Origin of the sequence: Citrobacter sp. Ce129, assembly GCF_030334545.1 — a bacterium.
Lineage (GTDB): Bacteria > Pseudomonadota > Gammaproteobacteria > Enterobacterales > Enterobacteriaceae > Citrobacter > Citrobacter europaeus.
Genome location: NZ_JAOWDS010000073.1, coordinates 65,556 through 89,470 on the forward strand (window position 1 = coordinate 65,556; position 23,915 = coordinate 89,470).

Genomic DNA, 23,915 nt, shown 5'->3' on the forward strand with positions numbered 1-23,915 from the left:
ATGAAACGCATAATGCTAATTGGCCCCAGCCAGTGCGGTAAAACGTCGATCACGCAGTGCATGCGGGGAGAGGCGCTTCACTATCAGAAGACCCAGGCCATAGTCTGGTCTCCTACGGCAATAGACACACCGGGCGAATATCTCGAAAACCGCTGCCTGTACAGCGCGCTGCTGGTCAGCGCCTGTGAAGCAGACATTATCGCGCTGGTTCTGAATGCTGACGCGCCATGGTCACCTTTTTCTCCAGGTTTTACAGGTCCCATGAACCGTCCCGTTATCGGTCTCGTCACCAAAGCCGATTTAGCTAACCCGCAGCGTATTTCTCTTGTGGAGAGTTGGTTAGTTCAGGCTGGCGCACAAAAAGTATTTGTCACCAGCGCGCTGGAGAATACCGGTGTCGATGAGATGTTCACTTTTCTGAATGCAAAGGAACCTTCATGTCTCACAAAATAATGGCCATTAATGCAGGCAGCTCCTCGCTTAAGTTTCAGCTACTGGCGATGCCACAGGGTGAAATGATTTGCCAGGGACTGATTGAGCGTATCGGTATGTCTGATGCGCATGTCACCCTAAAAGCACCAGCGCAGAAATGGCAGGAGACTTTGCCCGTAGCCGATCACCGTGAAGCAGTGACGCTGCTGCTGGAAAAACTGCTCAGTCACAATATTATCAGCAGTCTGGAAGAGATTGACGGCGTTGGCCATCGCGTCGCCCACGGCGGAGAATCCTTTAAAGATTCCGCGCTGGTAACCGATGAAACGCTGGCGGAAATCGAACGCCTTGCAGAACTGGCACCGCTTCATAACCCGGTAAATGCGTTGGGAATTGCGGTATTTCGCCAGCTATTGCCAAATACGCCGGCCGTTGCGGTTTTTGACACGGCTTTTCATCAGACCCTTGATGAACCCTCTTTCATCTATCCTCTGCCCTGGCGCTACTATTCAGAGTTGGGTATTCGTCGCTATGGTTTTCATGGCACCAGCCACAAGTACGTCAGCGCTAAGCTGGCTGAAAAACTGGGCGTGCCGCTCAGCGCCCTGCGCGTTGTTTGTTGTCATTTGGGCAACGGCAGCAGCATCTGTGCTATCAAAGGCGGGCATTCGGTAAATACATCAATGGGCTTTACGCCGCAGTCTGGCGTAATGATGGGCACGCGAAGTGGCGATATTGATCCATCCATTTTGCCGTGGATTGCCCTGCGTGAAGGCAAAACTCCCCAGCAGCTCAACCAATTGCTCAACAATGAATCTGGATTGCTCGGCGTTTCTGGTATTTCACCCGACTATCGTGATGTTGAACATGCCGCAGATACGGGCAATCACCAGGCCGCACTGGCGTTGACGCTTTTTGCCGAGCGGATTCGCGCCACTATTGGCAGCTATATTATGCAGATGGGCGGCCTGGATGCGCTGGTGTTTACCGGAGGAATTGGCGAGAACTCAGCACGGGCCCGCACCGCAATTTGTCACAACCTGAATTTCTTAGGTCTGGCCGTTGATGAAGAAAAAAATCAGCGTAACGCCACCTTTATTCAGACGGAAAATGCGGTGGTCAAAGTGGCGGTGATTAATACCAATGAAGAGTTAATGATAGCTCAGGACGTTATGCGTTTAGCGATATCAGAAACTGTGACATTGGGCATTCCCGCCTGATATTGCCACACCGCAAATTGCGGCAAATCATGGTAATAGCGCGATCGCCATGACACTATGCGCCGAGGATTGCTGAACACAAAGGTGAAGACGTGGCTGTTGCGCAATGTCCCGCATCGTGCGGAGAACTTATCCAGGGCTGGATTCTGGGCAGTGAGAAACTGGTCTCCTGCCCGGTCGAATGGTATAGCACCGTTGAGGTCAGTTCAGGCTCACCGCTAACGGACGAACGTCCACTTTCCCGGGCGATGGTAGACAGGTTATTACAGCACTGGCAGTACCCGGCGCATCTTAGTCAGGATATCCGAATTGATGTTCAGTCAACCATTCCCGTCGCTAAAGGGATGGCCAGCAGCACTGCGGATATTGCCGCCACGGCGATCGCCACGGCGCATTACCTGGGCCATCAACTGGACGAACCGGCACTGGCGCAGCTTTGTGTTTCGCTGGAGCCGACCGACAGCACCGTTTTTCGGAAGCTTACTCTTTTCGATCATAACAACGCCTCCACGCAAATAGCCTGTGAAACTCAGCCTCAACTCGATCTGCTGGTTCTAGAAAGTCCGGAAACATTACGTACCGCGGATTATCACCGTATTCCGCGTCATTCCGGCCTGCAGGCGGGAGCAGCGGCATTAAAACGGGCATGGGAAAAAGTGCAGGAAGCCTGTATCAGCCAAAATCCTTACCGCCTGGGAGAAGCCGCTACGCTTAGCGCGATCGCCAGCCAGTTACTGTTACCAAAACCGGATTTTGATTCACTGTTAGCGCTGGTAGAAGAATGCGATTTATACGGCGTCAACGTCGCGCACAGCGGCAGCGTAGTTGGGCTGATGCTGGACAGAAAGCGACATGATGTGGATTACATTAAATGGATGCTGGCGCAGAAAAAACTAACGGCTCACTGGCCGGAACAGCATTTGTTGCGGATGGTTACTGGCGGGGTCGAACTGCAATAAGGGTCGCCGCTATGCAGCGACCCGAACAAAGATATAATCGTTACTCGGCTTTCGCTTCGGCGTTTTTCACTTCGCCCATCGCTTTCAGCTTCTTAGAGATATCGCGGCGTTCTTTAGAGATCTCGGCATTTTTGATGATGTAATCATCAACACGATCTTCATAATCGCTTTTCATGCTGGCAATAATGCCCTGAATCGCTTCCACGCTCATTCCAGGCTTGATGTAGTCGCTCAGGTTGTCTAACAGCAGAACGCGTTTCTGGTTGTCACGGATCTTTTTCTCAACGTCCTGGATTTCACGTTGCAGTTTGTTTTTACGACGGAACAGACGAACAAATTCCAGCACGTCCTGGAAAGAAGGCTTGGTAGTTTCCATTTTTACACCCCTGATAATGTGAGATTCGGATTCGTTAAAACAACGGCTAAAGTGGGTCAACATTACTTTCATGCCCGCCATACTTCAAGTTGCATCTGCATTGACAATGCATGGTTGAAACCTGAATTATCGAGGGTAAGCCATTGCAGTTACCAATGGTTTTAGCCTTTTTCAGTATCATACCTCTATTCTTTGCTGAATCGAAGCAGCAGCAGAATCAATCCCCTCATCTGCTCTTTATTTGCGCAGCGCGCGACAGATTAAATGTGAGAGTAACTCCAACTGCCGCGCCATTTCCATGTTCAACCAAACGTAGCCGTGAATGGGCGTTTCAGCGACATTATCGCCTTTCTGTTCAGCAATGAGCTGGCGTAGTTCCGCCACGGTGTCATTGAGCTTTTCCGTATTGGCTAGCACCGGCTGCGGATTCCCTTCGTACAAAGCGTGGGTTATCGTCAGTAGCGCCTGCTGCGTCATGAGCTGATTTTCACGCAAAGTTTGCGCATTCAGCATGACAAAGTGGCTGGTGCGGCTGGCCCAAAGCGCATTGATTTGCAGCTCAAGCATGCAGACCAGATTGCGATTAACCGTCTGAATAGCTTCAAAGATCGATTTTTGAATGTGGGTTTCTTTGCTGGCAGGAACGATGAGCCCACGCATTTTGACAACGTCGCTTAAGAGTTGTTGTAAATGCTTCTCCAGCCGCGGTTGCTCAAGCAGATTAGGGGATAGCGCGGCCTGATAAACCCGATTGTACCCCGTTACGCAATGCGCCAGTTGGATACGCCAGTGTATAAATGCCCGCTGCGGCCAGATGCCGGTAAACAGCATCGCCAGTAACGACCCCAGAATAACATCGCCACCGCGCCATAACGCGGTATTCATATCTCCGGCAGGCGCCCCCACGACCACGGCAAGCGTGATGCCAATTAACAGCGCCTGATAGGGCCTTTTACCCAACGCCAGCCAGCCGCAGAGAAACATCGCCACCGCGCACCATATCAGCATTAGCGGAAGCGAAAAGAGTTCCAGACGCAGGGCAATCAATCCAAGCACCGAGCCCAGGATAGTTCCGCCTATACGCTCAAACGCTCTGGGAACAACGTTACCCCAAAAAGAAATTGGCCCCATAATCACCACCAGCGTGATCAGAGGCCATGTACCTTCAGGAATGTTAAACAGACGTACCAACAGAAAAGTAAGAAGAAACGCCAGCGCAATGCGAATACCATGCACCACACGATAATGACGATACAAACGAATTTCAAAAGGACTTAGTGACTTATCTGCACGCACTCATGCACTCCGTCAGGGAATAGCAAAGAAGCGAATTGTACCTGTTTTACGGTGAAAACATCATCCTGATTTACACCTTAAGCAGTTACTTCGGTTGCACCGGCACATACATTTCAATGTCCCAGTAGCCGTCCTCCATGCCATTGTTCATATAAACTTCAAAGCAGGGTTTAGCGGCTATCGTATAAGTCGTATCCTGCATCAGGCGCTCAAAAAACTGATACCACGGCGTCGCAAAATCATGATTTTCAACGCGCGCTACGGCTACAGCATAGTCGCCACCCGCCAGCTCGGTGAGGATCACCCCTTCGCTGTTTTCCGGTATTTCAAAACCTTCAGGCACAGAAACCACGGTATCACAGCGCAGTTTTTCTGCTGGAACCACGTCAGGATTGTCGTAATAAACAGCTATCCATTCCAATGGCACAACCTGTTTACCGTCGACCCACTTCATTAACTGCTCAAAACCCTGTTTAACCGTTTGTTCCCATGGTCCAACCATATGGAAACCGGCAATCATGCGTTTATCAACCTGCTTTATCTCGTACTCCATACAACCTCCAATGTTACACTGTATTTATATACAGTGTAATTTTTAGCTATGTCGGCCACAAGGAAACAGTGATTATTATGTGAGCAGATTCGCACTCTTGCCAGCCTGGCGTATCGGGAAAACTACGCTTTGTGGTGGAAATAATCGCTCAGACGCGAAAAGACACCGCCTTCGCCAACGGACTCCAGCGTAACCAGAGGCCAATGCGCCACCAGCTTATCGCGATCGTAGAGTTCAATTTCCCCCACACGTTGATGCGCGGCAATTGGCGCAACCAGTTCTTTCTTATCAAGGACATATTTTGCTTTGATGTTAGGGACTTCCGCCTTAGGCAGGGCCATCCAGAAATCCTGCTCGGTACCGAGGCTGATTTTTTCTTTATCGCCATACCAGATCCGTTCAGTACCAACCTGCTTACCGCTACGCAAAACCTGCACCGTATCAAAGTTGTGTTGCCCCCACTGCAGCAGTTTACGTGCCTGGTCTTCGCGCCCTTTCGCACTCTCCGCGCCCATCACAACCGCAATCAGGCGGCGCTGCCCGTCAACGGCGGAAGCAATCAGGTTAAACCCGGCGCCGGACGTGTGCCCTGTCTTCAGGCCATCAACGTTCATGGTTTTATCCCATAACAAGCCGTTACGGTTTTGCTGCGTGATGCCGTTCCAGGTCAGGCTTTTCTCACTGTACATATGGTAGAAATCCGGCTCCCCGTGGATGATAGCGCGGGACAGCACGGCCAGGTCGTACGCCGAGCTATGCTGACCCGGCGCATCCAGGCCATGTACCGTTTCAAAATGGGTATCCTGTAGGTTCAGCTTTTGCGCATAGTTATTCATCATCGCGACAAACTGCGGTTGTCCCCCGGCGATATAATCCGCCAGCGCCACACAAGCGTCATTTCCTGAATCAACGATTAATCCACGGCTGAGGTCGCGTACCGAAACGCGATCCCCTTCTTTCAGGAACATCAGGGATGAACCGACAAATACCGGGTTATCTTTCGCCCACGCATCGCGCCCGACGGTGACAATATCTGTCGGACTAATACGGTTGCTGTCGATTGCGCGATCGACAACATAACCGGTCATCAGCTTAGTCAGGCTGGCGGGATTGCGCTGCTGGTGTTCATTACCGGCTGTCAGGATTTGGCCCGTGGTGTAATCCATTAATACCCACGCCCCGGCAGCGATCGCCGGAGGTTGTGGGGCGAAGCTTACGGCATCATTCGCCCAGGCGGACGTAAAACTCATCGTGAATAGTGAAGCGGCAATAAACAAACGGCGTTTCAACAGCATGTCCTCAGAAAAAGGAAAAATAGCCGTTCTTTTTACGGAAGTTCTGTCGAACAAACATGGATAAATTGCAAGAAAATGTGACATAAGGCACATTTTCTTGCTGTCAGGAAAGATTTTCAGAGACAAGCCTCGTCCGGAACTACCCTTTACGCGGCGCAGTCTCTGCGTGATGGCTGCGATGGCGGTGATAGCCATCGATCATACTGCGGAAAATTTGCCCCGGCGTGTCGCCCAGCGTGCACAGGTAAATATGTGCGCAGATAAACAGTAAGCCCACAACCGCTAACGCCATATGCAGCACCAGCATCACCGGCCCCGCCCCAATCACCTGCGGGTAAAGACATAGCAACCCCGTGATGATCAGCGACGGAACCAGCGCGTACATGATGGCAAGATAGGCCAGCTGTTGCAGCGGATTGAATTTGTCCTCTGCCGTTGCGGCAAACGGGTGCGGTTCGCCTTTCATGATGCCATACAGATAGAAGCGAGTTTGCAGCAGGCAGCGTGATATCAACCCGTTCAACTTCACGCGATAATGGCAGCCGTTGCCGCTGGTTGCGTTTATTAACACAAAGCCAATCCAGAAGGCCAATAATGCAAAACCGCACCAGGTATGGATTTGCACCATCAATGCCACCGGTCCGACTGAGAAGTGGCCAAACAAACCGCTCAGCAGTAGCAGGATAAAGAGTAGCGCGTTGCCCCAATGCCAGCGGCGGACCGCCAGCGAATAGAGGTAGTCCCGATGCTCTTCTCCGGCTGTCGTTTTGGGCGCCAGCATCCGACGCAACAGCGCGTGCGTGACCAGACCCGCAATCATCAGCACGACAACAACGCCTGCATAAATGAGCCACAGCGGCCAGTAATCTGGCGCATAGTTAAGCTCTGCCCCCCAGATAGAATTCATACGTTCCCCTCCTGATGGATCTCTTTACGCCGATAGACACTTACCGGGCCGCTGCGCGTATCCTGCTGGCGATAAACCTCTTTTTGATTTATCCAATGCTGAATTTCCGGGTCGTCGCGACGGCCAAACTTCAGCGCATCCGTCGGGCAAACGGAAACGCAGGCAGGTGACTGACCACTATCCAGGCGAGTATCCGCGCAGAAGTTACATTTGTCGGCAATCCCCGTTTGCGGGTTGAGGTAGCGTACGTGGAACGGACAAGCGGCAACGCAGTAGTCGCAACCAATACAGCGAGACTTATCCACTTGCACAATGCCATTTTCGTCACGAAATGAAGCGCCGGTAGGACAGACGCTGACGCAAGGCGCATCTTCACAATGCTGACAGGAAACGCGAACAAACTGGAAGTGGGACAGCACCTCGGGTTCATGTTCGGGTGAACGGATCTGCACCTGTAGGCGGCTATATCCTTCCGGCACGTCATTCAGTACCTTGCAGGCAACTGTACACGCCTGACAGCCAATACAGCGTTTCTCGTCATGCAGCATGACATAAGGGTTTGTTGATTGATTCATGATGTTCTCCTTTCTCATGCCCGACGGAGCGTAACGCCAGCGGTATGTACCACCGTACCGGAAACCGGACTGGTAACATGCGGAAGCAAATTACCGCAGTGAATACCGTGCGTCGTCGCCGCTGTTTTGGCTCCCGCCTTGGCGCCAAATCCCATATAAACAAACAGCGTATCGGGTCGAATTCCGGCAGTGACCAGCGCTTTGCCTTTTTCCTTGCCGGTCGCATTTTCCAGCCAGATCTCATCGCCGTTTTTAATCCCTTTTTCGCGGGCCGTTTGTGGGTGGATCCACACCGCGTTGTCCCACATCAGCTCACTGAGCAGCGGCACATATTGCGTCGCGCCATTGGTATGAACCGCCACCTTTCCCTGAATAAAATAGAGTTCATTGTCGCTTTTGAGGGCAAAATTGCGGGCGCGCGGAATGCCGTAGCCCGGCAGAAGCGTTTCCAGCGCCTCAGAGTAGAGTTCGATTTTTCCCGACGGGGATTTAAAGCGCAGTTGCTCGCCATAGGTGCCGTCGCCGTCAACCGCCACAGCGCCCGGATAGCGCGCCACAAACTGACGCACCGCTTCAGGTTCACGCAGCAGCAGCGGAACACCCCACTCACGATATCCTTTCTGACGCAGTTCAGCGGACAGCGCATGATCGCCATTGAGCTGGAACAGTTGTCGCGTCTGCATATCCTGCCAGGGATAGAATTGCCCAAGACCTAATTGCACGGCCAGTTCTTTCCAGATTTGCCAGCTCGGACGTGCATCGCCTATAGGTTCAACAACCTGTTGGCGCAGGGCATAGGCCGGATTCAGGCCCGACATGTCAGAGACTTCTTCATCGCGCTCAAGGTAAGTACATTCAGGCAAAAGATAATCGGCATACGCCGCGCTTTCGCTTAAATAGACATCGCAACTGACCACCAGATCGAGCTGTTCAACGGTTTTAACCAGATCTGGCCGACAGGTTACCGTCTGGAAGGGATTGTGACGGGACATAATCCAGCCCTTCACCGGGTAAGGCGTCTGATTTAACACAGCGTCGATAATGCTTTGTACCACGCCACCGCCCGCCGCAATGTACTTAAACTGAGGGGCAACCAGATCGATGCGCTGTGCAGCTGGTTTGGGTAATTTGACATCGGGTTTTGCCAGCACAGGAGCAACCTTCTCTCCGGCCAGCTTGTTGTAGGTTGCCGCGGCTTTTTTCTGGTACAAGCCACCCTCACGCTCAATATTACCCAGCAGCGCATTGAGGGTAAAAATCATACGCCGCATATCAATTTCTTCTTGCGAAAACGTCGCGCGATGGCCTGGGCTGACGATAGCATGAGGCGCACAGGCGGCCATTTCGCGGGTGACCCGGACAATAACATCAGCAGGCACATCCGCTTGCTTTTGCGCCCATTCCGGCGTGGTTTCTTGTACTGCTTCTGCCAGTTGGTCAAACCCGGTGGTGTAGCGTGCCACAAAGTCTGCGTCATACAGATTTTCATTAATCATGACGTGACACATGGCCATTAACACCGGCAGGTCGCCGCCCGGTTTAAGCGCATGCCATTCATCCGCCTTGCTGGAGAAGACGGACAGACGGGGATCGAAACTGACCATTTTGGCGCCCTTTTCCTGCGCGGTCATTAGCTCATGCGTATCGGCAACTTCAATGCCTTCATAGAGGTTATGGCCAAAAGAGACCATATATCGGGTATTGGCGATATCCATGGCTAAGTCACCGCCCATCATCACTTTCGCGGCAATGGCTTTTCCGGCAGGACACGTCGACGCGTGAGTAAAGGTGTTTGGCGATCCAAATGCTGTTGCCAGATGAAATAAATGACCAGAAAGCGAACCGGATTTGGAAGAGAATACGACCCCTTGCGGACCATGCTGCGCCTTTATTGCCGTCATTTTTTCAGCAATTTCTTTATACGCCTGCTGCCAGCTAATGACCTGCCATTCACCGCTCCCGCGAGGTCCTGTGCGCTTCATGGGTTTAACAATACGATGTGGGTCGTTGACCAGGCTAACACCGCTGCCACCACGAGCGCAGATCCGCGTCCCCTGCTGAGGCGCATTAGGGTTCCCCTGAATAAAAACCGTCTTATTATTAATTACCTGTGCCTGAATTGGGCAGCGAAAAGAACACATTTCGCACAAACTTGGCGTCAGGGATGTTTTCCCCTTAATGCTATGTGGAGAATTTCGCGCCAGTGCGCCTGGCGGGAAACTCCCTATCGCGCAGGCTGAGCAACCGATGCCCACTCCTCGCAAAAAATTACGCCGACTAATGCTCATATAACCCCCTGTTATTAGATATATCCAATGATTATATGGCGTTTAAATTATTAATTTTTAACCTCACTCACATTTCATTACAATATGAAGTCGTCAATTCAAGATTATAAAAACCTATTGTTTATAAAAGACTTTTAAAACTTCCAGAAACAACAAACTTACAGAAAAAAAATAACAATAATGGTTATCAATTAGATTATTTTCCAGCCCGTCAATTTCAGAAAATTTATTCGAGTAATTTCCTTTAATAGCACAGAGTTTATTATTCAATTCTATTAAAGCCGCATTCATCGCAATTTTATTGCGTGCGCCATCCAGCATCGATAATGCCATTGCTGATTACCTCGCTATTTTTTGGTATTCTTGGCCGAGCGCTAAATTGATCCCGGACATAACTGAACAATGAATGACGGCAAGCAGCAACCTGGTTTTCTCTTCCACGATTACGAGACCTTTGGTACCCATCCGGCGCTGGACAGGCCCGCGCAATTTGCGGCTATCCGCACAGATAACGATTTCAACATCATCGGTGAACCTGAAGTCTTTTACTGCAAACCCGCAGACGACTATCTGCCGCAGCCTGAGGCGGTGCTGATAACCGGAATCACCCCGCAGGAAGCACGTGAAAAGGGAGAGAATGAAGCCGCTTTTGCTGCGCGCATCCACGCCCTGTTCACCGTGCCGAAAACCTGTATCCTGGGCTATAACAACGTGCGCTTCGATGATGAGGTGACGCGCAACATTCTGTATCGCAATTTCTACGATCCCTATGCCTGGAGCTGGCAGAACGATAATTCACGCTGGGATCTACTGGATGTGATGCGCGCCTGCTATGCCCTGCGTCCTGAAGGCATTAACTGGCCGGAAAACGACGACGGCTTACCCAGTTTTCGCCTGGAGCATTTGACCAAAGCCAACGGTATTGAACACGCCAATGCCCACGATGCGATGGCCGACGTTTACGCCACGATCGCGATGGCACAGTTAGTGAAGTCGCGCCAGCCGCGTCTGTTTGATTATCTCTACAGCCATCGTAATAAGCACAAGCTGGCCGCGCTGATTGATGTCCCGCAAATGAAGCCGTTGGTTCATGTTTCGGGTATGTTTGGCGCGTGGCGCGGTAACACCAGTTGGGTGGCACCATTGGCCTGGCACCCGGAGAATCGCAACGCGGTGATTATGGTCGACTTAGCCGGTGATATTTCGCCGCTGCTCGAGCTGGACAGCGACGCGCTGCGTGAGCGGCTCTACACCGCTAAGGCAGATCTGGGAGATAACCCCGCTGTACCGGTTAAACTGGTGCACATCAACAAATGTCCGGTCCTGGCACAAGCGAACACTCTGCGCCCGGAAGATGCCGATCGTCTTGGCATTAACCGCCAGCAATGCCTGGACAATCTCAAGGTTCTGCGCGAAAACCCTCAGGTACGCGACAAAGTCGTGGCTATCTTCGCCGATGCACAACCCTTTGTGTCATCTGATAACGTAGACGCCCAGTTGTACAACGGCTTTTTCAGCGATGCCGACCGCGCCGCGATGAAAATCGTTCTGGAAACCGAACCGCGCAATTTACCGGCGCTGGATATCTCCTTTGTTGATAAACGCATTGAAAAACTACTGTTTAATTACCGCGCGCGTAACTTCCCCGGAACGCTGGATGAAGCCGAACAACAACGCTGGCTGGACCATCGTCGTCAGGTATTCACGCCGGAGTTTTTGCAAAATTATGCCAATGAATTACAGATGCTGAGTCAGCAATATGCGGACAACAAAGAAAAGCTGATGCTGCTGAAATCACTCTGGCAGTATGCGCAAGAGATTGTATAAATCCCACGTATAAAAAAACGGAGAACATGTCTCCGTTTTTTTTTCAGCTAAATGCCGTTATTACGCGATATCTTCGTCGTACTGCGGTACCGGATTACGGAAGCTTTTGGTCACGCAAGCCAGGTAGATCAGGCCAATAGCAGCCCAGATCAGGCCCAGAACCATTGAGCTCTCTTCCAGGTTCACCCACAGCGCGCCAACGGTCAGCGCACCGCACATTGGCAGGAACAGGTACTGGAAGTGGTCTTTCAGCGTTTTGTTACGCTTCTCACGGATCCAGAACTGGGAGATTACCGACAGGTTAACGAAGGTAAACGCTACCAGCGCACCGAAGTTAATCAGCGCCGTCGCCATCACCAGGTCGAAGTTGATTGCCAGCAGAGCAATCGCACCAACCAGAATGATGTTCATGGACGGAGTACGCCATTTCGGGTGTACGTAACCGAAGAAACTTTTCGGGAATACGCCGTCACGGCCCATCACGTACATCAGACGCGCTACGCCTGCATGCGCCGCCATACCGGACGCCAGTACGGTAATGGTAGAGAAAATCAGCGCGCCAACCTGGAAGAATTTACCAGCGACATACAGCATGATTTCCGGCTGCGAAGCGTCTGGATCCTTGAAGCGCGAGATATCCGGGAAGTACAACTGCAACAGATAGGTGGAGACGATAAAGATCAGGCCACCAATCAGCGCGGTCAGGAAAATCGCACGCGGGATCACGCGTTCAGCGTCTTTGGTTTCTTCTGACAGGTTGCTGATTCCGTCAAAACCGGTGAACGAGAAGCACAGGATGGTGGCCCCCGTGATCATCGGGATCACATGCGCATCACCAGACCAGAACGGACGGCTACTCGCCAGCGTACCGGCACCTTCCCCTTCGAACACGCCATAAACGACCATGCCGAGGATCACTGCAATCAGTACCACCTGCAACAACACGATGACGGTGTTGAAATTCGCAACAGATTTCAGGCTGCGCAGGTTAAAGGCGGTCATAAAGGCCACCAGCGCCACCACGAATATCCATGACGGTATCGACGGCACCAGAGCTTCAAAATAAATTTTCGCCAACAGAATGTTAATCATCGGTGCGAACAGGTAGTCCAGCAGTGATGACCAACCCACCATAAAGCCAACGGTCGGGCTAATGGATTTCTGGGCGTAAGTGTAGGCAGAGCCTGCAGACGGATAGCGACGCACCAGTTTACCGTAGCTCAGTGCGGTAAAGAGGATGGCGATCAGTGCAAAGGCGTAAGCTGTCGGGACGTGACCATCGGTCATTCCTGATACGATACCGAATGTATCGAACAGCGTCATCGGCTGCATATAGGCAAGGCCCATCATGACAACCGGAACCAGCGTAAGCGTTTTACGTAATTCCACGCGAGAGGTGTTTGGAGTAGCGTTATGCGACATGGTTATCCCCCATTACGGTGAAAACCGTCGCGTAAGCAAAAAATTGCCCCATTTTTTGTTAATCCTCAGCGACAACAACTGTCGATTTTTAAGTAAGTATCTATCCGGTACGAAGCCCGGCCTCTTTTATGAATGATTGGTTTGATGCAAAAAAAAATAACCGACGCGTATGAAAACGTCGGTTAATGTCATTTTTTGCAAGCGGCGTATTTTGCACTAATTTGGAGAGAAATAACAAGAGATTGAAGCAGCTGTAAAAGAATATTTTTTCTTAACTGATTGATTTATCAGCAGCCGTTTTAACGTACACCCCCGCAATAGCACTATTTGCTAAAATCTCATCCCGCCACCAGGCACTGGCTAGCCCGGCGGTCTGTTCATTCCAGCCTATCCACACAGGTTCAAAGACAATTTGCGCGACCACATTTTTTTCAATCAGCGCGCCGCTCTCCAGAAATCGCTGCGCCAGGTAGCGCGGAATATAGCCACATCCCAGACCGCTGATTTGCAGTTCCAGCTTGGTTTTGAAGTCAAAAACGGTAATCGCTTCCTGATCGTCAAGCACCTGAGAACCTGAGGCGCTGGCATGCTGCGCATTGTCGCCCACCACAATGGCGCGAAAACGCCGAATGGTGCGACGACTTAACGGCTCCTGTTCCTGTGCCAGCGGGTGATGCGGCGCAACCACAAACACCTGTTCCAGAACCCCCAGCCGCGCAAAGCCAAATTCGCTCGCGGCAGGCGGTTCATGCATGGCGCCGACGATAATATCCGCCCGTCCCTGAGTGAGGGCATCCCATGAGCCGCCCAGCACGCCATTGATAAATTTCAGGCGCGTCACACTGTGGTGTTGATAGAAAGATTCGATGAGTGGGGCCAGCAGCGAAAAGGGAAACGTATCATCTACGCCAATAACCAGTTCATTCTCCCAGCCTTCGTGAAGTTTAATCGCCTGCTTTTCAAGTTCGCGGACGGTGTGCAGCACCTCCCGCCCCTTTTCCAGCAGCATCTGACCGGTGCGGGTAAACTTCGCCCGATGTCCGCTGCGATCGAGTAGCTGAATATTAAGATCGCTTTCCAACTTATGGACGGTATAGCTAAGCGCCGACGGCGTCTTAAATAATTTTGCCGACGCCGCCGCGAAACTGCCCTCTTTTTCCAACGCATCGAGAATGATAAGAACATCCAGCAGTGGTTTCATACTCGCCCCCTGGCGGTATCAGCGACACTCTGCTGGCCTGTCACTCCATCGGCATCACCAGCGGGTCGGGATACTGGTACTCAAACCCAAGCTCATTACAGATACGGTTGCCATCAATGACTTTACCTTTACCGTTATCCTCACCGCCGCGAAATTCTGGCGGCTCCATCCCCAACTGGCGGGCCATCTGCGGATAGAACACATTACGCGCCGGATGCATAGGCGCACATATATTATAGATGTGTCCCCCTTTGGGCGCTTGCAGCAGCAACGAGATGGCAGAAACCACATCATCCAGATGCACCAGATTGACGCCATAATGACCATCTGGCGCCGTCTTGCCAGCGAAAAAGCGACCAGGATGTCTGCCCGGCCCCACAAGCCCGGCCAGGCGCAAAATATCCACCGAGGTGCCTGGTAAATTGTGCAACCAGTCTTCAAGTTCTTTCAGAACCCGACCGCTCGCCGTAACCGGGTTACGCGGCGTCCCTTCTTTCACGATGCCTTGTGCATCGCCATAAACCGACGTCGAGCTGGTAAAAATAATCCGCGGGATACGATACGCCAGCGCACTGTCGACCAGTTCCTGCATAGCTTGCAGGTAAAATGCCTCCCCCGGGCCGCTACGGCGCGCAGGTAGCGTAATAACCAACGCATCGGCGTCCATCAGTGCGTCGAGATCGTCTGGCTCACAGACCAGTTCAGGCTCCAGGCGCAGCGAGTAGCTCTCGATACCACTCATGCGGGCCGCTTCCACCCCATCCAATGTGGTTTTGCTGCCGGTAACCTGCCAGCCTCTCGCCGCCAGCGACATAGCTAACGGCATGCCTAACCAACCTAAACCGACAATTGCGACCTTTTTCATGCCTTCTCTCCTGACTTTTGGCCTATAACGCAAGGCTACGCTAGCCCACTGTGGCTGACAATTCATAGTATCAATATGAAATGAATTAATGATCAAAAAAAGCCCTTGCTTTCCGTAGCTAAAGTGGTTTAGGTTAAAAGACATCAAATGAATAAACATTCATCGAGAAAATTTATGACACGCGCTCAATTTAAACACCATCATCACCATCATCCTGACTAGTCTTTCAGGCGATGTGTGCTGGGAGACATTTAAATCTTCCAGCGGTGCATGAGCGTATGAGAAAGCCCCCGGAAGATTTCTTCCGGGGGCTTTTTTTTGTGCGTGACCCAAACTGATTCAGACAGGATAACGAGGAATAAAGAATGTTAGATAACACCCGTTTACGCATAGCTATGCAGAAATCAGGCCGTTTAAGCGATGATTCACGCGAATTGCTGGCCCGTTGCGGCATTAAAATCAATCTCCACACCCAGCGCCTGATTGCGATGGCGGAGAATATGCCAATCGATATCCTGCGCGTGCGTGATGACGATATCCCTGGTCTGGTAATGGATGGCGTCGTTGATCTCGGCATCATCGGGGAAAACGTTCTCGAAGAGGAACTGCTCAACCGCCGGGCACAGGGTGAAGATCCTCGCTATTTTACCCTGCGCCGCCTGGACTTCGGCGGCTGCCGTCTCTCGCTGGCAACCCCGGTTGACGAAGCCTGGGATGGCCCGGCAGCACTGAACGGTAAGCGTATCGCGACTTCTTACCCGCACCTGCTCAAACGTTATCTCGATCAAAAAGGGGTATCGTTTAAATCCTGTCTGTTAAACGGCTCTGTAGAAGTCGCTCCCCGCGCGGGTCTGGCTGATGCGATTTGCGATCTGGTTTCAACTGGCGCAACGCTTGAAGCTAACGGTCTGCGTGAAGTGGAAGTGATTTACCGTTCTAAAGCCTGTCTGATTCAGCGCGACGGCGAAATGGCCGACGCCAAGCAACAACTGATCGACAAACTGCTGACCCGTATTCAGGGGGTGATTCAGGCCCGTGAATCCAAGTACATCATGATGCACGCGCCGAGCGAGCGTCTGGACGAAGTCGTCGCTCTGCTGCCTGGCGCTGAGCGCCCGACTATTCTGCCGCTGGCGGGTGACCAGCAGCGCGTTGCCATGCACATGGTCAGCAGCGAAACCCTGTTCTGGGAAACGATGGAAAAACTGAAAGCGCTCGGTGCCAGCTCAATTCTGGTGCTGCCGATTGAGAAGATGATGGAGTAACGACCATGAGCTTCAATACCCTGATTGACTGGAATAGCTGTAGCCCTGAGCAGCAGCGCGAACTGCTGATGCGCCCGGCGATTTCCGCCTCTGAAAGCATCAGCCGCACGGTGGCCGAGATCCTTGAGAACGTCAAAAATAATGGCGACCGGGCGCTACGTGAATACAGCGCGAAATTTGATAAAACCGAGGTCGGCGCACTGCGCGTCACCGAGGAAGAAATTCAGCAGGCCAGCAGTCGCCTGAGCGACGAACTGAAACAAGCCATGCAGGCGGCGGTGCGTAATATTGCTACTTTCCACACCGCGCAAATCCTGCCGCCGGTGGACATCGAAACTCAGCCGGGTGTCCGTTGCCAGCAGGTGACTCGTCCTATCGCTTCCGTGGGGCTGTATATTCCAGGGGGATCGGCGCCGCTGTTCTCTACCGTATTAATGCTGGCGACCCCGGCGCGCATCGCCGGGTGCCAAAAAGTGGTGCTCTGCTCACCGCCGCCGATTGCCGATGAAATTCTCTACGCCGCACAGCTGTGTGGCGTAAAAGAGGTGTTTAATGTGGGCGGCGCGCAGGCTATTGCCGCGCTGGCGCTGGGGACTGAATCTATTCCAAAGGTCGATAAAATCTTCGGGCCAGGCAATGCGTATGTGACCGAAGCCAAACGCCAGGTTAGCCAGCGTCTTGACGGCGCGGCTATCGACATGCCTGCTGGCCCGTCTGAAGTGCTGGTTATCGCCGACAGCGGCGCAACGCCAGACTTTGTCGCTTCCGATCTGCTTTCTCAGGCCGAACACGGCCCCGACTCGCAGGTTATCCTCCTGACGCCAGACGCTACGCTGGCAGAGGGCGTTGCCAAAGCCGTTGAACGCCAGCTCGCCGAACTTTCCCGCGCTGAGACCGCGCGCCAGGCGCTCAGTGCCAGCCGACTGATTGTCGCCAACGATCTTGAGCAGTGCGTGGACATTTCTAACGCCTACGGCCCGGAACACCTGATTATTCAGACCCGTAACGCGCGAGAGCTGGTTGACGATATCACCAGCGCCGGTTCGGTGTTCCTCGGCGACTGGTCACCGGAATCCGCAGGCGACTACGCTTCTGGCACCAACCACGTTCTTCCAACCTACGGCTATACCGCGACCTGCTCAAGCCTTGGGCTGGCGGATTTCCAGAAACGGATGACCGTACAGGAATTAACACCTCAAGGATTCTCTGCCCTGGCCTCAACCATTGAAACACTGGCCGCTGCTGAACGACTGACTGCCCACAAAAATGCCGTCACCCTGCGCGTTAACGCCCTGAAGGAGCAAGCATGAGCACTGACAACTTTCTCAGCGTCACTGATTTAGCCCGTAAGAATGTTCGCGAGTTAACGCCCTATCTGTCTGCTCGTCGCCTTGGCGGCAACGGCGATGTCTGGCTCAACGCGAATGAGTACCCCACCGCCGTTGAGTTTCAGCTAAGCCAGCAGACGCTGAACCGCTACCCGGAGTGCCAGCCGAAAGCGGTGATTGAGAATTACGCGCAGTATGCTGGCGTCAAACCGGAACAGGTGCTGGTCAGCCGCGGCGCAGATGAAGGGATCGAACTGCTGGTGCGTGCATTTTGTGAACCCGGTAAAGATGCAATTTTGTACTGTCCGCCGACTTACGGCATGTACAGCGTCAGCGCAGAAACGATTGGCGTTGAATGCCGCACCGTCCCGACACTTGATAACTGGCAACTGGATTTGCAGGGCATCGCGGACAAGCTTGATGGCGTGAAGGTAGTCTACGTATGCAGCCCCAACAACCCAACCGGCCAGCTGATTAACCCACAAGACCTGCGCGCACTGCTCGAAATGACGCAGGGTAAAGCCATTGTGGTCGCTGATGAGGCCTATATTGAGTTCTGTCCGCAGGCTACGCTGACTGGCTGGCTTTCTGAATATCCGCATCTGGCGATATTACGCACGCTGTCCAAAGCGTTTGCTCTCGCCGGTTTACGCTGCGGCTTTACGCTGGCGAATGAAGAGGTTATCAATCTGCTGTTAAAGGTGATTGCTCCCTACCCGCTCTCTACGCCGGTGGCGGATATCGCCGCCCAGGCGCTGACGCCGCAAGGGATTTCCGCCATGCGCCAACGCGTAGAGCAGATCCTGCAAGAGCGTCAGTATCTGGCGGAGAACCTAAAAGAAATTCGCTGTGTAGAACAGGTTTTCAACTCTGAAACCAACTATGTTCTGGCGCGCTTCACCGCATCAAGCAGCGTATTTAAATCTTTGTGGGATCAGGGCATTATCTTACGAGATCAGAATAAACAACCTTCGTTAAGCGGCTGCCTGCGAATTACTGTCGGAACCCGTGAAGAGAGCCAGCGCGTCATTGACGCCTTACGTGCGGAGCAAGTATGAGCCAGAAGTATCTTTTTATTGACCGTGATGGAACCCTGATTTCGGAACCGCCAAGTGACTATCAGGTCGATCGCTTTGACAAACTCGCCTTCGAGCCGGAAGTCGTTCCCGTTTTGCTGAAACTGCAAAAGGCGGGCTTTAAGCTGGTAATGATTACTAACCAGGATGGACTCGGTACGCAGAGCTTCCCGCAGGTTGATTTTGACGGTCCGCATAACCTGATGATGCAAATCTTCACCTCTCAGGGCGTTGCGTTTGATGAGGTACTGATCTGCCCGCACCTGCCAGCGGACGAGTGCGATTGCCGTAAGCCAAAAGTGAAGCTGGTTGAGCAGTATCTGGTTGAGCAGGCTATGGATGTGGCAAACAGCTACGTCATTGGCGACCGGGCGACCGATATTCAGCTCGCTGAAAATATGGGCATTAGCGGATTACGCTATCACCGCGATACCCTGAACTGGCCGATGATCGGCGAGCAACTGACCAAACGTGACCGCTACGCGCACGTTGAACGTAATACCAAAGAAACGCAGATTGACGTCAAAGTCTGGCTCGACCGCGAAGGCAGTAGCAAAATTAATACCGGCGTTGGCTTCTTTGACCACATGCTGGATCAAATCGCCACCCACGGCGGTTTTCGCATGGAGATTGCCGTCAAGGGCGATCTGTATATAGACGATCACCACACCGTTGAAGATACCGGTCTGGCGCTGGGTGAAGCCTTAAAGCTGGCATTAGGCGATAAACGTGGCATCAACCGTTTTGGTTTTGTGCTGCCGATGGACGAGTGTCTGGCACGTTGCGCGCTGGATATCTCCGGGCGTCCGCACCTGGAATATCGCGCAGAATTTACCTACCAGCGCGTGGGCGATCTGAGCACGGAGATGATTGAACACTTCTTCCGTTCGCTCTCCTATACCATGGGCGTCACCTTACACCTGAAAACCAAAGGGAAAAATGACCACCACCGTGTGGAGAGCCTGTTTAAAGCCTTTGGTCGTACGCTGCGTCAGGCGATTCGTGTAGAAGGCGACACGCTGCCCTCCTCAAAAGGAGTGCTGTAATGAACGTGGTGATCCTTGATACCGGTTGCGCCAACCTGCACTCGGTAAAATCCGCCGTCGCACGCCATGGATACGACCCAGTTGTCAGCCGTGACCCGGACGTAGTGCTGCGTGCCGATAAACTGTTTCTGCCAGGCGTCGGTACCGCCCAGGCGGCTATGGACCAGTTGCACGAGCGCGATCTGATTGAACTGATTAAAGCCTGTACGCAACCGGTACTGGGGATCTGCTTAGGCATGCAACTGCTTGGCCGTCGTAGCGAAGAGAGTAACGGTGTTTCCCTGCTGGGCATTATTGAGCAGGACGTTCCGAAGATGACCGATTTCGGTCTGCCGCTGCCGCATATGGGCTGGAATCGCATCTATCCGCAGGCGGGAAATCGTCTGTTCCAGGGCATTGAAGATGGCGCGTATTTCTACTTTGTACACAGCTACGCTATGCCGGTAAACCCGTGGACCATCGCCCAGTGCAATTACGGCGAACCGTTTACCGCGGCAGTACAAAAGGACAATTTCTTTGGCGTGCAGTTTCACCCGGAACGTTCGGGCGCGGCTGGGGCGCAGTTGCTGAAAAACTTTCTGGAGATGTAATGATTATTCCGGCATTAGATTTAATCGACGGCACGGTGGTGCGTCTTCATCAGGGCGATTACGCTAAGCAACGTGATTACGGCAACGATCCTCTTCCCCGTTTGCAGGATTATGCAGCCCAGGGTGCAGAGGTACTGCACCTGGTAGATTTAACCGGCGCGAAAGATCCGGCGCAGCGCCAGATCCCGCTGATTAAAACGCTGGTCGCTGGCGTCAATGTTCCGGTTCAGGTTGGCGGCGGCGTGCGCACGGAAGCGGACGTTGCGGCGCTTCTTGACGCAGGCGTGGCGCGCGTGGTGGTGGGCTCGACGGCGGTAAAATCCCCCGAGGAAGTCAAGAGTTGGTTTACCCGTTTTGGCGCCGACGCGCTGGTGCTGGCGCTGGACGTTCGTATTGACGAGCGCGGCAATAAACAGGTAGCGGTTAGCGGCTGGCAGGAAGATTCCGGGGTTTCACTGGAAGAACTGGTTGAGGCCTATTTACCCGTCGGCCTGAAGCACGTGCTGTGCACCGATATCTCCCGCGATGGTACGCTGGCAGGCTCGAACGTCGCGCTTTATGAAGAAGTGTGCGCCAAATACCCACAGGTCGCGTTTCAGTCATCTGGCGGCATTGGCGGAATTGAGGATGTTGTAGCCCTGCGCGGGACCGGAGTTCGCGGCGTGATTGTCGGACGAGCCCTGCTGGAAGGAAAGTTCACCGTTGAGGAGGCCATTCAATGCTGGCAAAACGCATAATTCCTTGCCTGGACGTCCGTGATGGGCAGGTGGTAAAAGGCGTCCAGTTCCGCAATCACGAGATTATTGGCGACATCGTCCCGCTGGCCAAACGCTATGCCGATGAAGGCGCAGATGAACTGGTGTTCTACGATATCACCGCGTCCAGCGATGGCCGCGTAGTAGATAAAAGCTGGGTATCACGCGTAGCGGAAGTGATTGATATCCCGTTCTGTGTTGCCGGTGGCATTAAATCCATCGACGATGCGGCACGTATCCTCTCCTTCGGGGCGGACAAAATCTCCATCAACTCCCCGGCGCTGGCCGAACCGGAGCTTATCACTCGTCTGGCGGACCGCTTCGGCGTGCAGTGCATCGTGGTGGGCATTGATACCTGGTATGACGCCGAAACCGGCAAATATCATGTGAATCAGTATACCGGGGATGAAAGCCGTACCCGCGTCACGCAGTGGGAAACGCTGGACTGGGTACAGGAAGTCCAAAAACGCGGCGCAGGCGAAATCGTACTGAACATGATGAACCAGGACGGCGTACGTAACGGTTATGACCTGGAGCAGTTGAAAAAAGTGCGCGACGTTTGCCATGTACCGCTGATTGCCTCCGGCGGCGCGGGCACTATGGAACATTTCCTGGAAGCTTTCCGGGACGCCGACGTGGACGGCGCGCTTGCCGCCTCCGTCTTTCACAAGCAAATTATCAATATTGGCGAATTAAAAGCGTACCTGGCAACACAGGGCGTGGAGATCAGGATATGTTAACGAAACAACAATGCCGCGAGCTGGACTGGGAAAAAACCGACGGACTGATGCCAGTCATCGTGCAGCATGCGGTTTCCGGTGAAGTCTTGATGCTGGGTTATATGAACCCGGAGGCGCTGGATACAACGCTCGAAAGCGGCAAAGTGACCTTTTTCTCGCGGACCAAGCAACGCCTGTGGACCAAAGGTGAAACCTCTGGCAACTTTCTTAATGTGGTGAGCATTGCACCTGACTGCGACAACGACACCCTGCTGGTGCTGGTTAATCCGATTGGCCCGACCTGCCATAAAGGCACCTCAAGCTGCTTTGGCGACGCCAGCCACCAGTGGCTGTTCCTGTATCAACTCGAGCAACTGCTTGCCGAACGTAAAACCGCAGATCCCGCAAGTTCCTACACCGCGAAGCTGTATGCCAGCGGCACTAAACGCATTGCCCAGAAAGTGGGCGAAGAAGGCGTAGAAACCGCACTGGCCGCAACCGTGAACGATCGTTTCGAGTTAACGAATGAAGCCTCTGACCTGATGTATCACCTGCTGGTGCTGCTGCAGGATCAGGACCTCGACCTGACGACGGTGATTGAAAATTTACGCAAAAGACATCAGTAATAGACAGATACCGGCACTATGCCGGTATCTTTATTTTATTGATAGTTTAATCATTTCCGAATAAATCTCTGGTATAAACTTTATCGGCTACATCCAGCAGTTCTTCGGCCATCCGGTTAGAGATGATAACATCGGACTCACTTTTAAATTTAGTCAGATCACGCTCAACCCGCGAATTAAAAAAACTATCCTCTGGCAATACAGGTTCATAGATTATGACAGGGATACCTTTCGCTTTGATACGCTTCATAATACCCTGTATAGACGATGCTCTAAAATTATCTGAGCCACTTTTCATGATCAGTCGATAAATACCGACGACCTTTGGCTTTCGTGAAATAATTGCATCAGCAATAAAGTCTTTTCGCGTCCGGTTGGCATCAACGATTGCTGAAATAATATTATTGGGTACAGACTGATAGTTGGCGAGTAGTTGCTTCGTGTCTTTTGGCAGACAGTATCCACCGTAACCGAAAGAGGGATTGTTGTAATGGTTACCAATGCGCGGGTCCAGACAGACCCCTTCTATGATCTGTCGCGCATTGAGCCCTAAACTCTCTGCATAGCTATCAAGTTCGTTAAAATAGGCTACGCGCATAGCCAGGTAGGTATTTGCAAAGAGCTTGATAGCTTCGGCTTCGGTTGAGTCCGTAAATAGGGTCGGAATATCTTTCTTCAGTGCCCCTTCCTGTAACAGGCCAGCAAACGTTTCTGCGCGAGAAGATCGTTCACCAATGACAATGCGTGAAGGGTACAAATTGTCATATAGCGCTTTACCCTCTCGCAGGAATTCTGGGGAAAAGAAAATATTGTCGGTGCCCAATTTTTCTTTAATAGAATTAGTAAAACCTACTGGGATGGTAGATTTAATGACCATTACTGCATCTGGATTAATTGCAACCACGTCGCGAATAACAGATTCGACACTTGAGGTATTAAAGTAATTAGTCTTTGGATCATAATCAGTGGGTGTCGCGATAATGACGTAGTCCGCATCGCGGTAGGCATCATACTTATCAGTCGTTGCACGGAAGTTTAGTGACCTGGTCGCCAAATACTCTTCAATATCTTTATCCACAATCGGCGATTGTTTCTGATTCAGCATCTCGACTTTCGTCTGGATGATATCCAGTGCCACCACTTCGTGGCTCTGAGCAATCAGAATACCATTTGACAAGCCAACATATCCGGTACCAGAAATGGTGATTTTCATTTAATTATCTCAGGGTTAACTTTTGCTCATCATGTTTGTATCATCATGACATGTATTAAAAGTTGTAACGTCTGAGTTGAT

General features: G+C 52.3%; 25 protein-coding genes, 1 pseudogene and 1 other annotated feature. Of the genes and pseudogenes, 13 read left to right on the forward strand and 13 right to left on the reverse strand.

The genetic code is table 11. From position 1 onward, the window contains the following. From pduV to OGV77_RS20050, 3 genes are all read left to right on the forward strand, one after another. On the forward strand, positions 1-453 hold the full coding sequence (pduV, locus tag OGV77_RS20040) for a propanediol utilization protein PduV (protein ID WP_043016835.1): 453 nt from the start codon (positions 1-3) through the stop codon (positions 451-453). Next, a complete protein-coding gene (locus OGV77_RS20045) occupies positions 438-1,652 on the forward strand; it encodes an acetate/propionate family kinase (RefSeq protein WP_043016836.1) in 1,215 nt (404 codons plus the stop codon). Before pduV ends, OGV77_RS20045 begins: the two co-directional genes overlap by 16 nt. A 92-nt stretch (positions 1,653-1,744) precedes the next feature. Beyond that, positions 1,745-2,611, forward strand: a complete 867-nt coding sequence (locus OGV77_RS20050; RefSeq protein ID WP_075145982.1) for a GHMP family kinase ATP-binding protein — start codon at positions 1,745-1,747, stop codon at positions 2,609-2,611. A 40-nt stretch (positions 2,612-2,651) separates the two neighbouring features. Here the strand turns inward: OGV77_RS20050 and OGV77_RS20055 are convergent, their stop codons facing one another. The 8 genes from OGV77_RS20055 to OGV77_RS20090 all read right to left on the reverse strand — a co-directional run bounded on the left by OGV77_RS20055 (position 2,652) and on the right by OGV77_RS20090 (position 10,234). Beyond that, on the reverse strand, positions 2,652-2,987 hold the full coding sequence (locus tag OGV77_RS20055; RefSeq protein WP_043016838.1) for a DUF496 family protein: 336 nt from the start codon (positions 2,985-2,987) through the stop codon (positions 2,652-2,654). A gap of 237 nt (positions 2,988-3,224) precedes the next feature. Next, positions 3,225-4,283: an FUSC family protein gene (locus tag OGV77_RS20060; RefSeq protein WP_043016839.1), complete on the reverse strand. Its 1,059-nt coding sequence runs from the start codon at positions 4,281-4,283 to the stop codon at positions 3,225-3,227. A gap of 85 nt (positions 4,284-4,368) precedes the next feature. Beyond that, entirely contained in the window at positions 4,369-4,836 is a 468-nt protein-coding gene (sbmC, locus tag OGV77_RS20065) for a DNA gyrase inhibitor SbmC (RefSeq protein WP_043016840.1), read from the reverse strand. 122 nt (positions 4,837-4,958) lie between these two features. Further along, entirely contained in the window at positions 4,959-6,131 is a 1,173-nt protein-coding gene (dacD, locus tag OGV77_RS20070; protein WP_043016841.1) for a serine-type D-Ala-D-Ala carboxypeptidase DacD, read from the reverse strand. Between the two features lie 139 nt (positions 6,132-6,270). Beyond that, complete coding sequence (gene phsC / locus OGV77_RS20075) at positions 6,271-7,038, reverse strand: thiosulfate reductase cytochrome B subunit (protein WP_075145981.1); 768 nt, start codon at positions 7,036-7,038, stop codon at positions 6,271-6,273. Beyond that, entirely contained in the window at positions 7,035-7,613 is a 579-nt protein-coding gene (gene phsB, locus OGV77_RS20080; RefSeq protein WP_075145980.1) for a thiosulfate reductase electron transport protein PhsB, read from the reverse strand. The genes phsC and phsB overlap by 4 nt, the downstream gene beginning before the upstream one ends. Before the next feature lie 14 nt (positions 7,614-7,627). Next, positions 7,628-9,901, reverse strand: a complete 2,274-nt coding sequence (phsA, locus tag OGV77_RS20085; RefSeq protein WP_080624973.1) for a thiosulfate reductase PhsA — start codon at positions 9,899-9,901, stop codon at positions 7,628-7,630. Positions 9,902-10,015: 114 nt separating this feature from the next. Further along, entirely contained in the window at positions 10,016-10,234 is a 219-nt protein-coding gene (locus tag OGV77_RS20090) for a hypothetical protein (protein WP_286502966.1), read from the reverse strand. A 69-nt stretch (positions 10,235-10,303) separates the two neighbouring features. Here OGV77_RS20090 and sbcB point away from each other — a divergent pair, with 69 nt between their 5' ends. Continuing rightward, on the forward strand, positions 10,304-11,728 hold the full coding sequence (gene sbcB / locus OGV77_RS20095; RefSeq protein WP_047410206.1) for an exodeoxyribonuclease I: 1,425 nt from the start codon (positions 10,304-10,306) through the stop codon (positions 11,726-11,728). Between the two features lie 60 nt (positions 11,729-11,788). Here sbcB and plaP read toward each other — a convergent pair whose 3' ends face one another. The 4 genes and pseudogenes from plaP to OGV77_RS20110 all read right to left on the reverse strand — a co-directional run bounded on the left by plaP (position 11,789) and on the right by OGV77_RS20110 (position 15,216). Then, on the reverse strand, positions 11,789-13,150 hold the full coding sequence (plaP, locus tag OGV77_RS20100; protein ID WP_016153551.1) for a putrescine/proton symporter PlaP: 1,362 nt from the start codon (positions 13,148-13,150) through the stop codon (positions 11,789-11,791). Next, entirely contained in the window at positions 13,140-13,202 is a 63-nt protein-coding gene (gene yoeI, locus OGV77_RS24765; protein ID WP_100194947.1) for a membrane protein YoeI, read from the reverse strand. The genes plaP and yoeI overlap by 11 nt, the downstream gene beginning before the upstream one ends. A 164-nt stretch (positions 13,203-13,366) precedes the next feature. Continuing rightward, a pseudogene (locus OGV77_RS20105) lies at positions 13,367-14,351 on the reverse strand (LysR family transcriptional regulator). A gap of 40 nt (positions 14,352-14,391) precedes the next feature. Further along, positions 14,392-15,216 carry an SDR family oxidoreductase gene (locus tag OGV77_RS20110; RefSeq protein ID WP_080624969.1) on the reverse strand — a complete coding sequence of 275 codons (825 nt, stop codon included), beginning with the start codon at positions 15,214-15,216 and terminating at the stop codon, positions 14,392-14,394. A gap of 174 nt (positions 15,217-15,390) precedes the next feature. Here OGV77_RS20110 and hisL point away from each other — a divergent pair, with 174 nt between their 5' ends. From hisL to hisIE, 9 genes are all read left to right on the forward strand, one after another. Then, on the forward strand, positions 15,391-15,438 hold the full coding sequence (gene hisL, locus OGV77_RS20115) for a his operon leader peptide (protein ID WP_100250077.1): 48 nt from the start codon (positions 15,391-15,393) through the stop codon (positions 15,436-15,438). Beyond that, positions 15,414-15,536, forward strand: a sequence feature (His leader region). It overlaps the preceding gene by 25 nt. A gap of 45 nt (positions 15,537-15,581) precedes the next feature. Next, entirely contained in the window at positions 15,582-16,481 is a 900-nt protein-coding gene (hisG, locus tag OGV77_RS20120; RefSeq protein WP_087051368.1) for an ATP phosphoribosyltransferase, read from the forward strand. Positions 16,482-16,486: 5 nt separating this feature from the next. Next, positions 16,487-17,791 carry a histidinol dehydrogenase gene (hisD, locus tag OGV77_RS20125; RefSeq protein WP_043016848.1) on the forward strand — a complete coding sequence of 435 codons (1,305 nt, stop codon included), beginning with the start codon at positions 16,487-16,489 and terminating at the stop codon, positions 17,789-17,791. Next, the gene (gene hisC, locus OGV77_RS20130; RefSeq protein WP_087051367.1) at positions 17,788-18,867 is read left to right on the forward strand and encodes a histidinol-phosphate transaminase; all 1,080 of its coding nucleotides are present in this window, start codon (positions 17,788-17,790) and stop codon (positions 18,865-18,867) included. Before hisD ends, hisC begins: the two co-directional genes overlap by 4 nt. Then, a complete protein-coding gene (hisB, locus tag OGV77_RS20135; RefSeq protein ID WP_043016850.1) occupies positions 18,864-19,931 on the forward strand; it encodes a bifunctional histidinol-phosphatase/imidazoleglycerol-phosphate dehydratase HisB in 1,068 nt (355 codons plus the stop codon). Before hisC ends, hisB begins: the two co-directional genes overlap by 4 nt. Beyond that, positions 19,931-20,521, forward strand: a complete 591-nt coding sequence (gene hisH, locus OGV77_RS20140; RefSeq protein WP_043016851.1) for an imidazole glycerol phosphate synthase subunit HisH — start codon at positions 19,931-19,933, stop codon at positions 20,519-20,521. Before hisB ends, hisH begins: the two co-directional genes overlap by 1 nt. After that, positions 20,521-21,258, forward strand: coding sequence for a 1-(5-phosphoribosyl)-5-[(5-phosphoribosylamino)methylideneamino]imidazole-4-carboxamide isomerase (hisA, locus tag OGV77_RS20145; RefSeq protein ID WP_087051366.1), 738 nt, complete (start codon positions 20,521-20,523; stop codon positions 21,256-21,258). The genes hisH and hisA overlap by 1 nt, the downstream gene beginning before the upstream one ends. Further along, positions 21,240-22,016 carry an imidazole glycerol phosphate synthase subunit HisF gene (gene hisF, locus OGV77_RS20150; RefSeq protein WP_019077116.1) on the forward strand — a complete coding sequence of 259 codons (777 nt, stop codon included), beginning with the start codon at positions 21,240-21,242 and terminating at the stop codon, positions 22,014-22,016. The genes hisA and hisF overlap by 19 nt, the downstream gene beginning before the upstream one ends. Beyond that, positions 22,010-22,621 carry a bifunctional phosphoribosyl-AMP cyclohydrolase/phosphoribosyl-ATP diphosphatase HisIE gene (gene hisIE / locus OGV77_RS20155; protein WP_043016853.1) on the forward strand — a complete coding sequence of 204 codons (612 nt, stop codon included), beginning with the start codon at positions 22,010-22,012 and terminating at the stop codon, positions 22,619-22,621. The genes hisF and hisIE overlap by 7 nt, the downstream gene beginning before the upstream one ends. A gap of 46 nt (positions 22,622-22,667) precedes the next feature. Here hisIE and ugd read toward each other — a convergent pair whose 3' ends face one another. After that, complete coding sequence (ugd, locus tag OGV77_RS20160) at positions 22,668-23,834, reverse strand: UDP-glucose 6-dehydrogenase (RefSeq protein ID WP_087051365.1); 1,167 nt, start codon at positions 23,832-23,834, stop codon at positions 22,668-22,670. Positions 23,835-23,915 lie beyond the last annotated feature (81 nt).

What these genes read in the sequence shown, in the direction of transcription:
- hisA (WP_087051366.1), top strand. Translation starts at nt 20,521, where the DNA reads ATGATTATTCCGGCATTAGATTTAATCGACGGCACGGTGGTGCGTCTT.
- ugd (WP_087051365.1), bottom strand. Translation starts at nt 23,834, where the DNA reads ATGAAAATCACCATTTCTGGTACCGGATATGTTGGCTTGTCAAATGGT.
- hisIE (WP_043016853.1), top strand. Translation starts at nt 22,010, where the DNA reads ATGTTAACGAAACAACAATGCCGCGAGCTGGACTGGGAAAAAACCGAC.
- OGV77_RS20090 (WP_286502966.1), bottom strand. Translation starts at nt 10,234, where the DNA reads ATGGCATTATCGATGCTGGATGGCGCACGCAATAAAATTGCGATGAAT.
- sbmC (WP_043016840.1), bottom strand. Translation starts at nt 4,836, where the DNA reads ATGGAGTACGAGATAAAGCAGGTTGATAAACGCATGATTGCCGGTTTC.
- hisC (WP_087051367.1), top strand. Translation starts at nt 17,788, where the DNA reads ATGAGCACTGACAACTTTCTCAGCGTCACTGATTTAGCCCGTAAGAAT.
- dacD (WP_043016841.1), bottom strand. Translation starts at nt 6,131, where the DNA reads ATGCTGTTGAAACGCCGTTTGTTTATTGCCGCTTCACTATTCACGATG.
- sbcB (WP_047410206.1), top strand. Translation starts at nt 10,304, where the DNA reads ATGAATGACGGCAAGCAGCAACCTGGTTTTCTCTTCCACGATTACGAG.
- hisD (WP_043016848.1), top strand. Translation starts at nt 16,487, where the DNA reads ATGAGCTTCAATACCCTGATTGACTGGAATAGCTGTAGCCCTGAGCAG.
- phsC (WP_075145981.1), bottom strand. Translation starts at nt 7,038, where the DNA reads ATGAATTCTATCTGGGGGGCAGAGCTTAACTATGCGCCAGATTACTGG.
- OGV77_RS20110 (WP_080624969.1), bottom strand. Translation starts at nt 15,216, where the DNA reads ATGAAAAAGGTCGCAATTGTCGGTTTAGGTTGGTTAGGCATGCCGTTA.
- hisF (WP_019077116.1), top strand. Translation starts at nt 21,240, where the DNA reads ATGCTGGCAAAACGCATAATTCCTTGCCTGGACGTCCGTGATGGGCAG.
- hisB (WP_043016850.1), top strand. Translation starts at nt 18,864, where the DNA reads ATGAGCCAGAAGTATCTTTTTATTGACCGTGATGGAACCCTGATTTCG.
- OGV77_RS20055 (WP_043016838.1), bottom strand. Translation starts at nt 2,987, where the DNA reads ATGGAAACTACCAAGCCTTCTTTCCAGGACGTGCTGGAATTTGTTCGT.
- pduV (WP_043016835.1), top strand. Translation starts at nt 1, where the DNA reads ATGAAACGCATAATGCTAATTGGCCCCAGCCAGTGCGGTAAAACGTCG.
- phsB (WP_075145980.1), bottom strand. Translation starts at nt 7,613, where the DNA reads ATGAATCAATCAACAAACCCTTATGTCATGCTGCATGACGAGAAACGC.
- OGV77_RS20045 (WP_043016836.1), top strand. Translation starts at nt 438, where the DNA reads ATGTCTCACAAAATAATGGCCATTAATGCAGGCAGCTCCTCGCTTAAG.
- hisG (WP_087051368.1), top strand. Translation starts at nt 15,582, where the DNA reads ATGTTAGATAACACCCGTTTACGCATAGCTATGCAGAAATCAGGCCGT.
- plaP (WP_016153551.1), bottom strand. Translation starts at nt 13,150, where the DNA reads ATGTCGCATAACGCTACTCCAAACACCTCTCGCGTGGAATTACGTAAA.
- hisH (WP_043016851.1), top strand. Translation starts at nt 19,931, where the DNA reads ATGAACGTGGTGATCCTTGATACCGGTTGCGCCAACCTGCACTCGGTA.
- phsA (WP_080624973.1), bottom strand. Translation starts at nt 9,901, where the DNA reads ATGAGCATTAGTCGGCGTAATTTTTTGCGAGGAGTGGGCATCGGTTGC.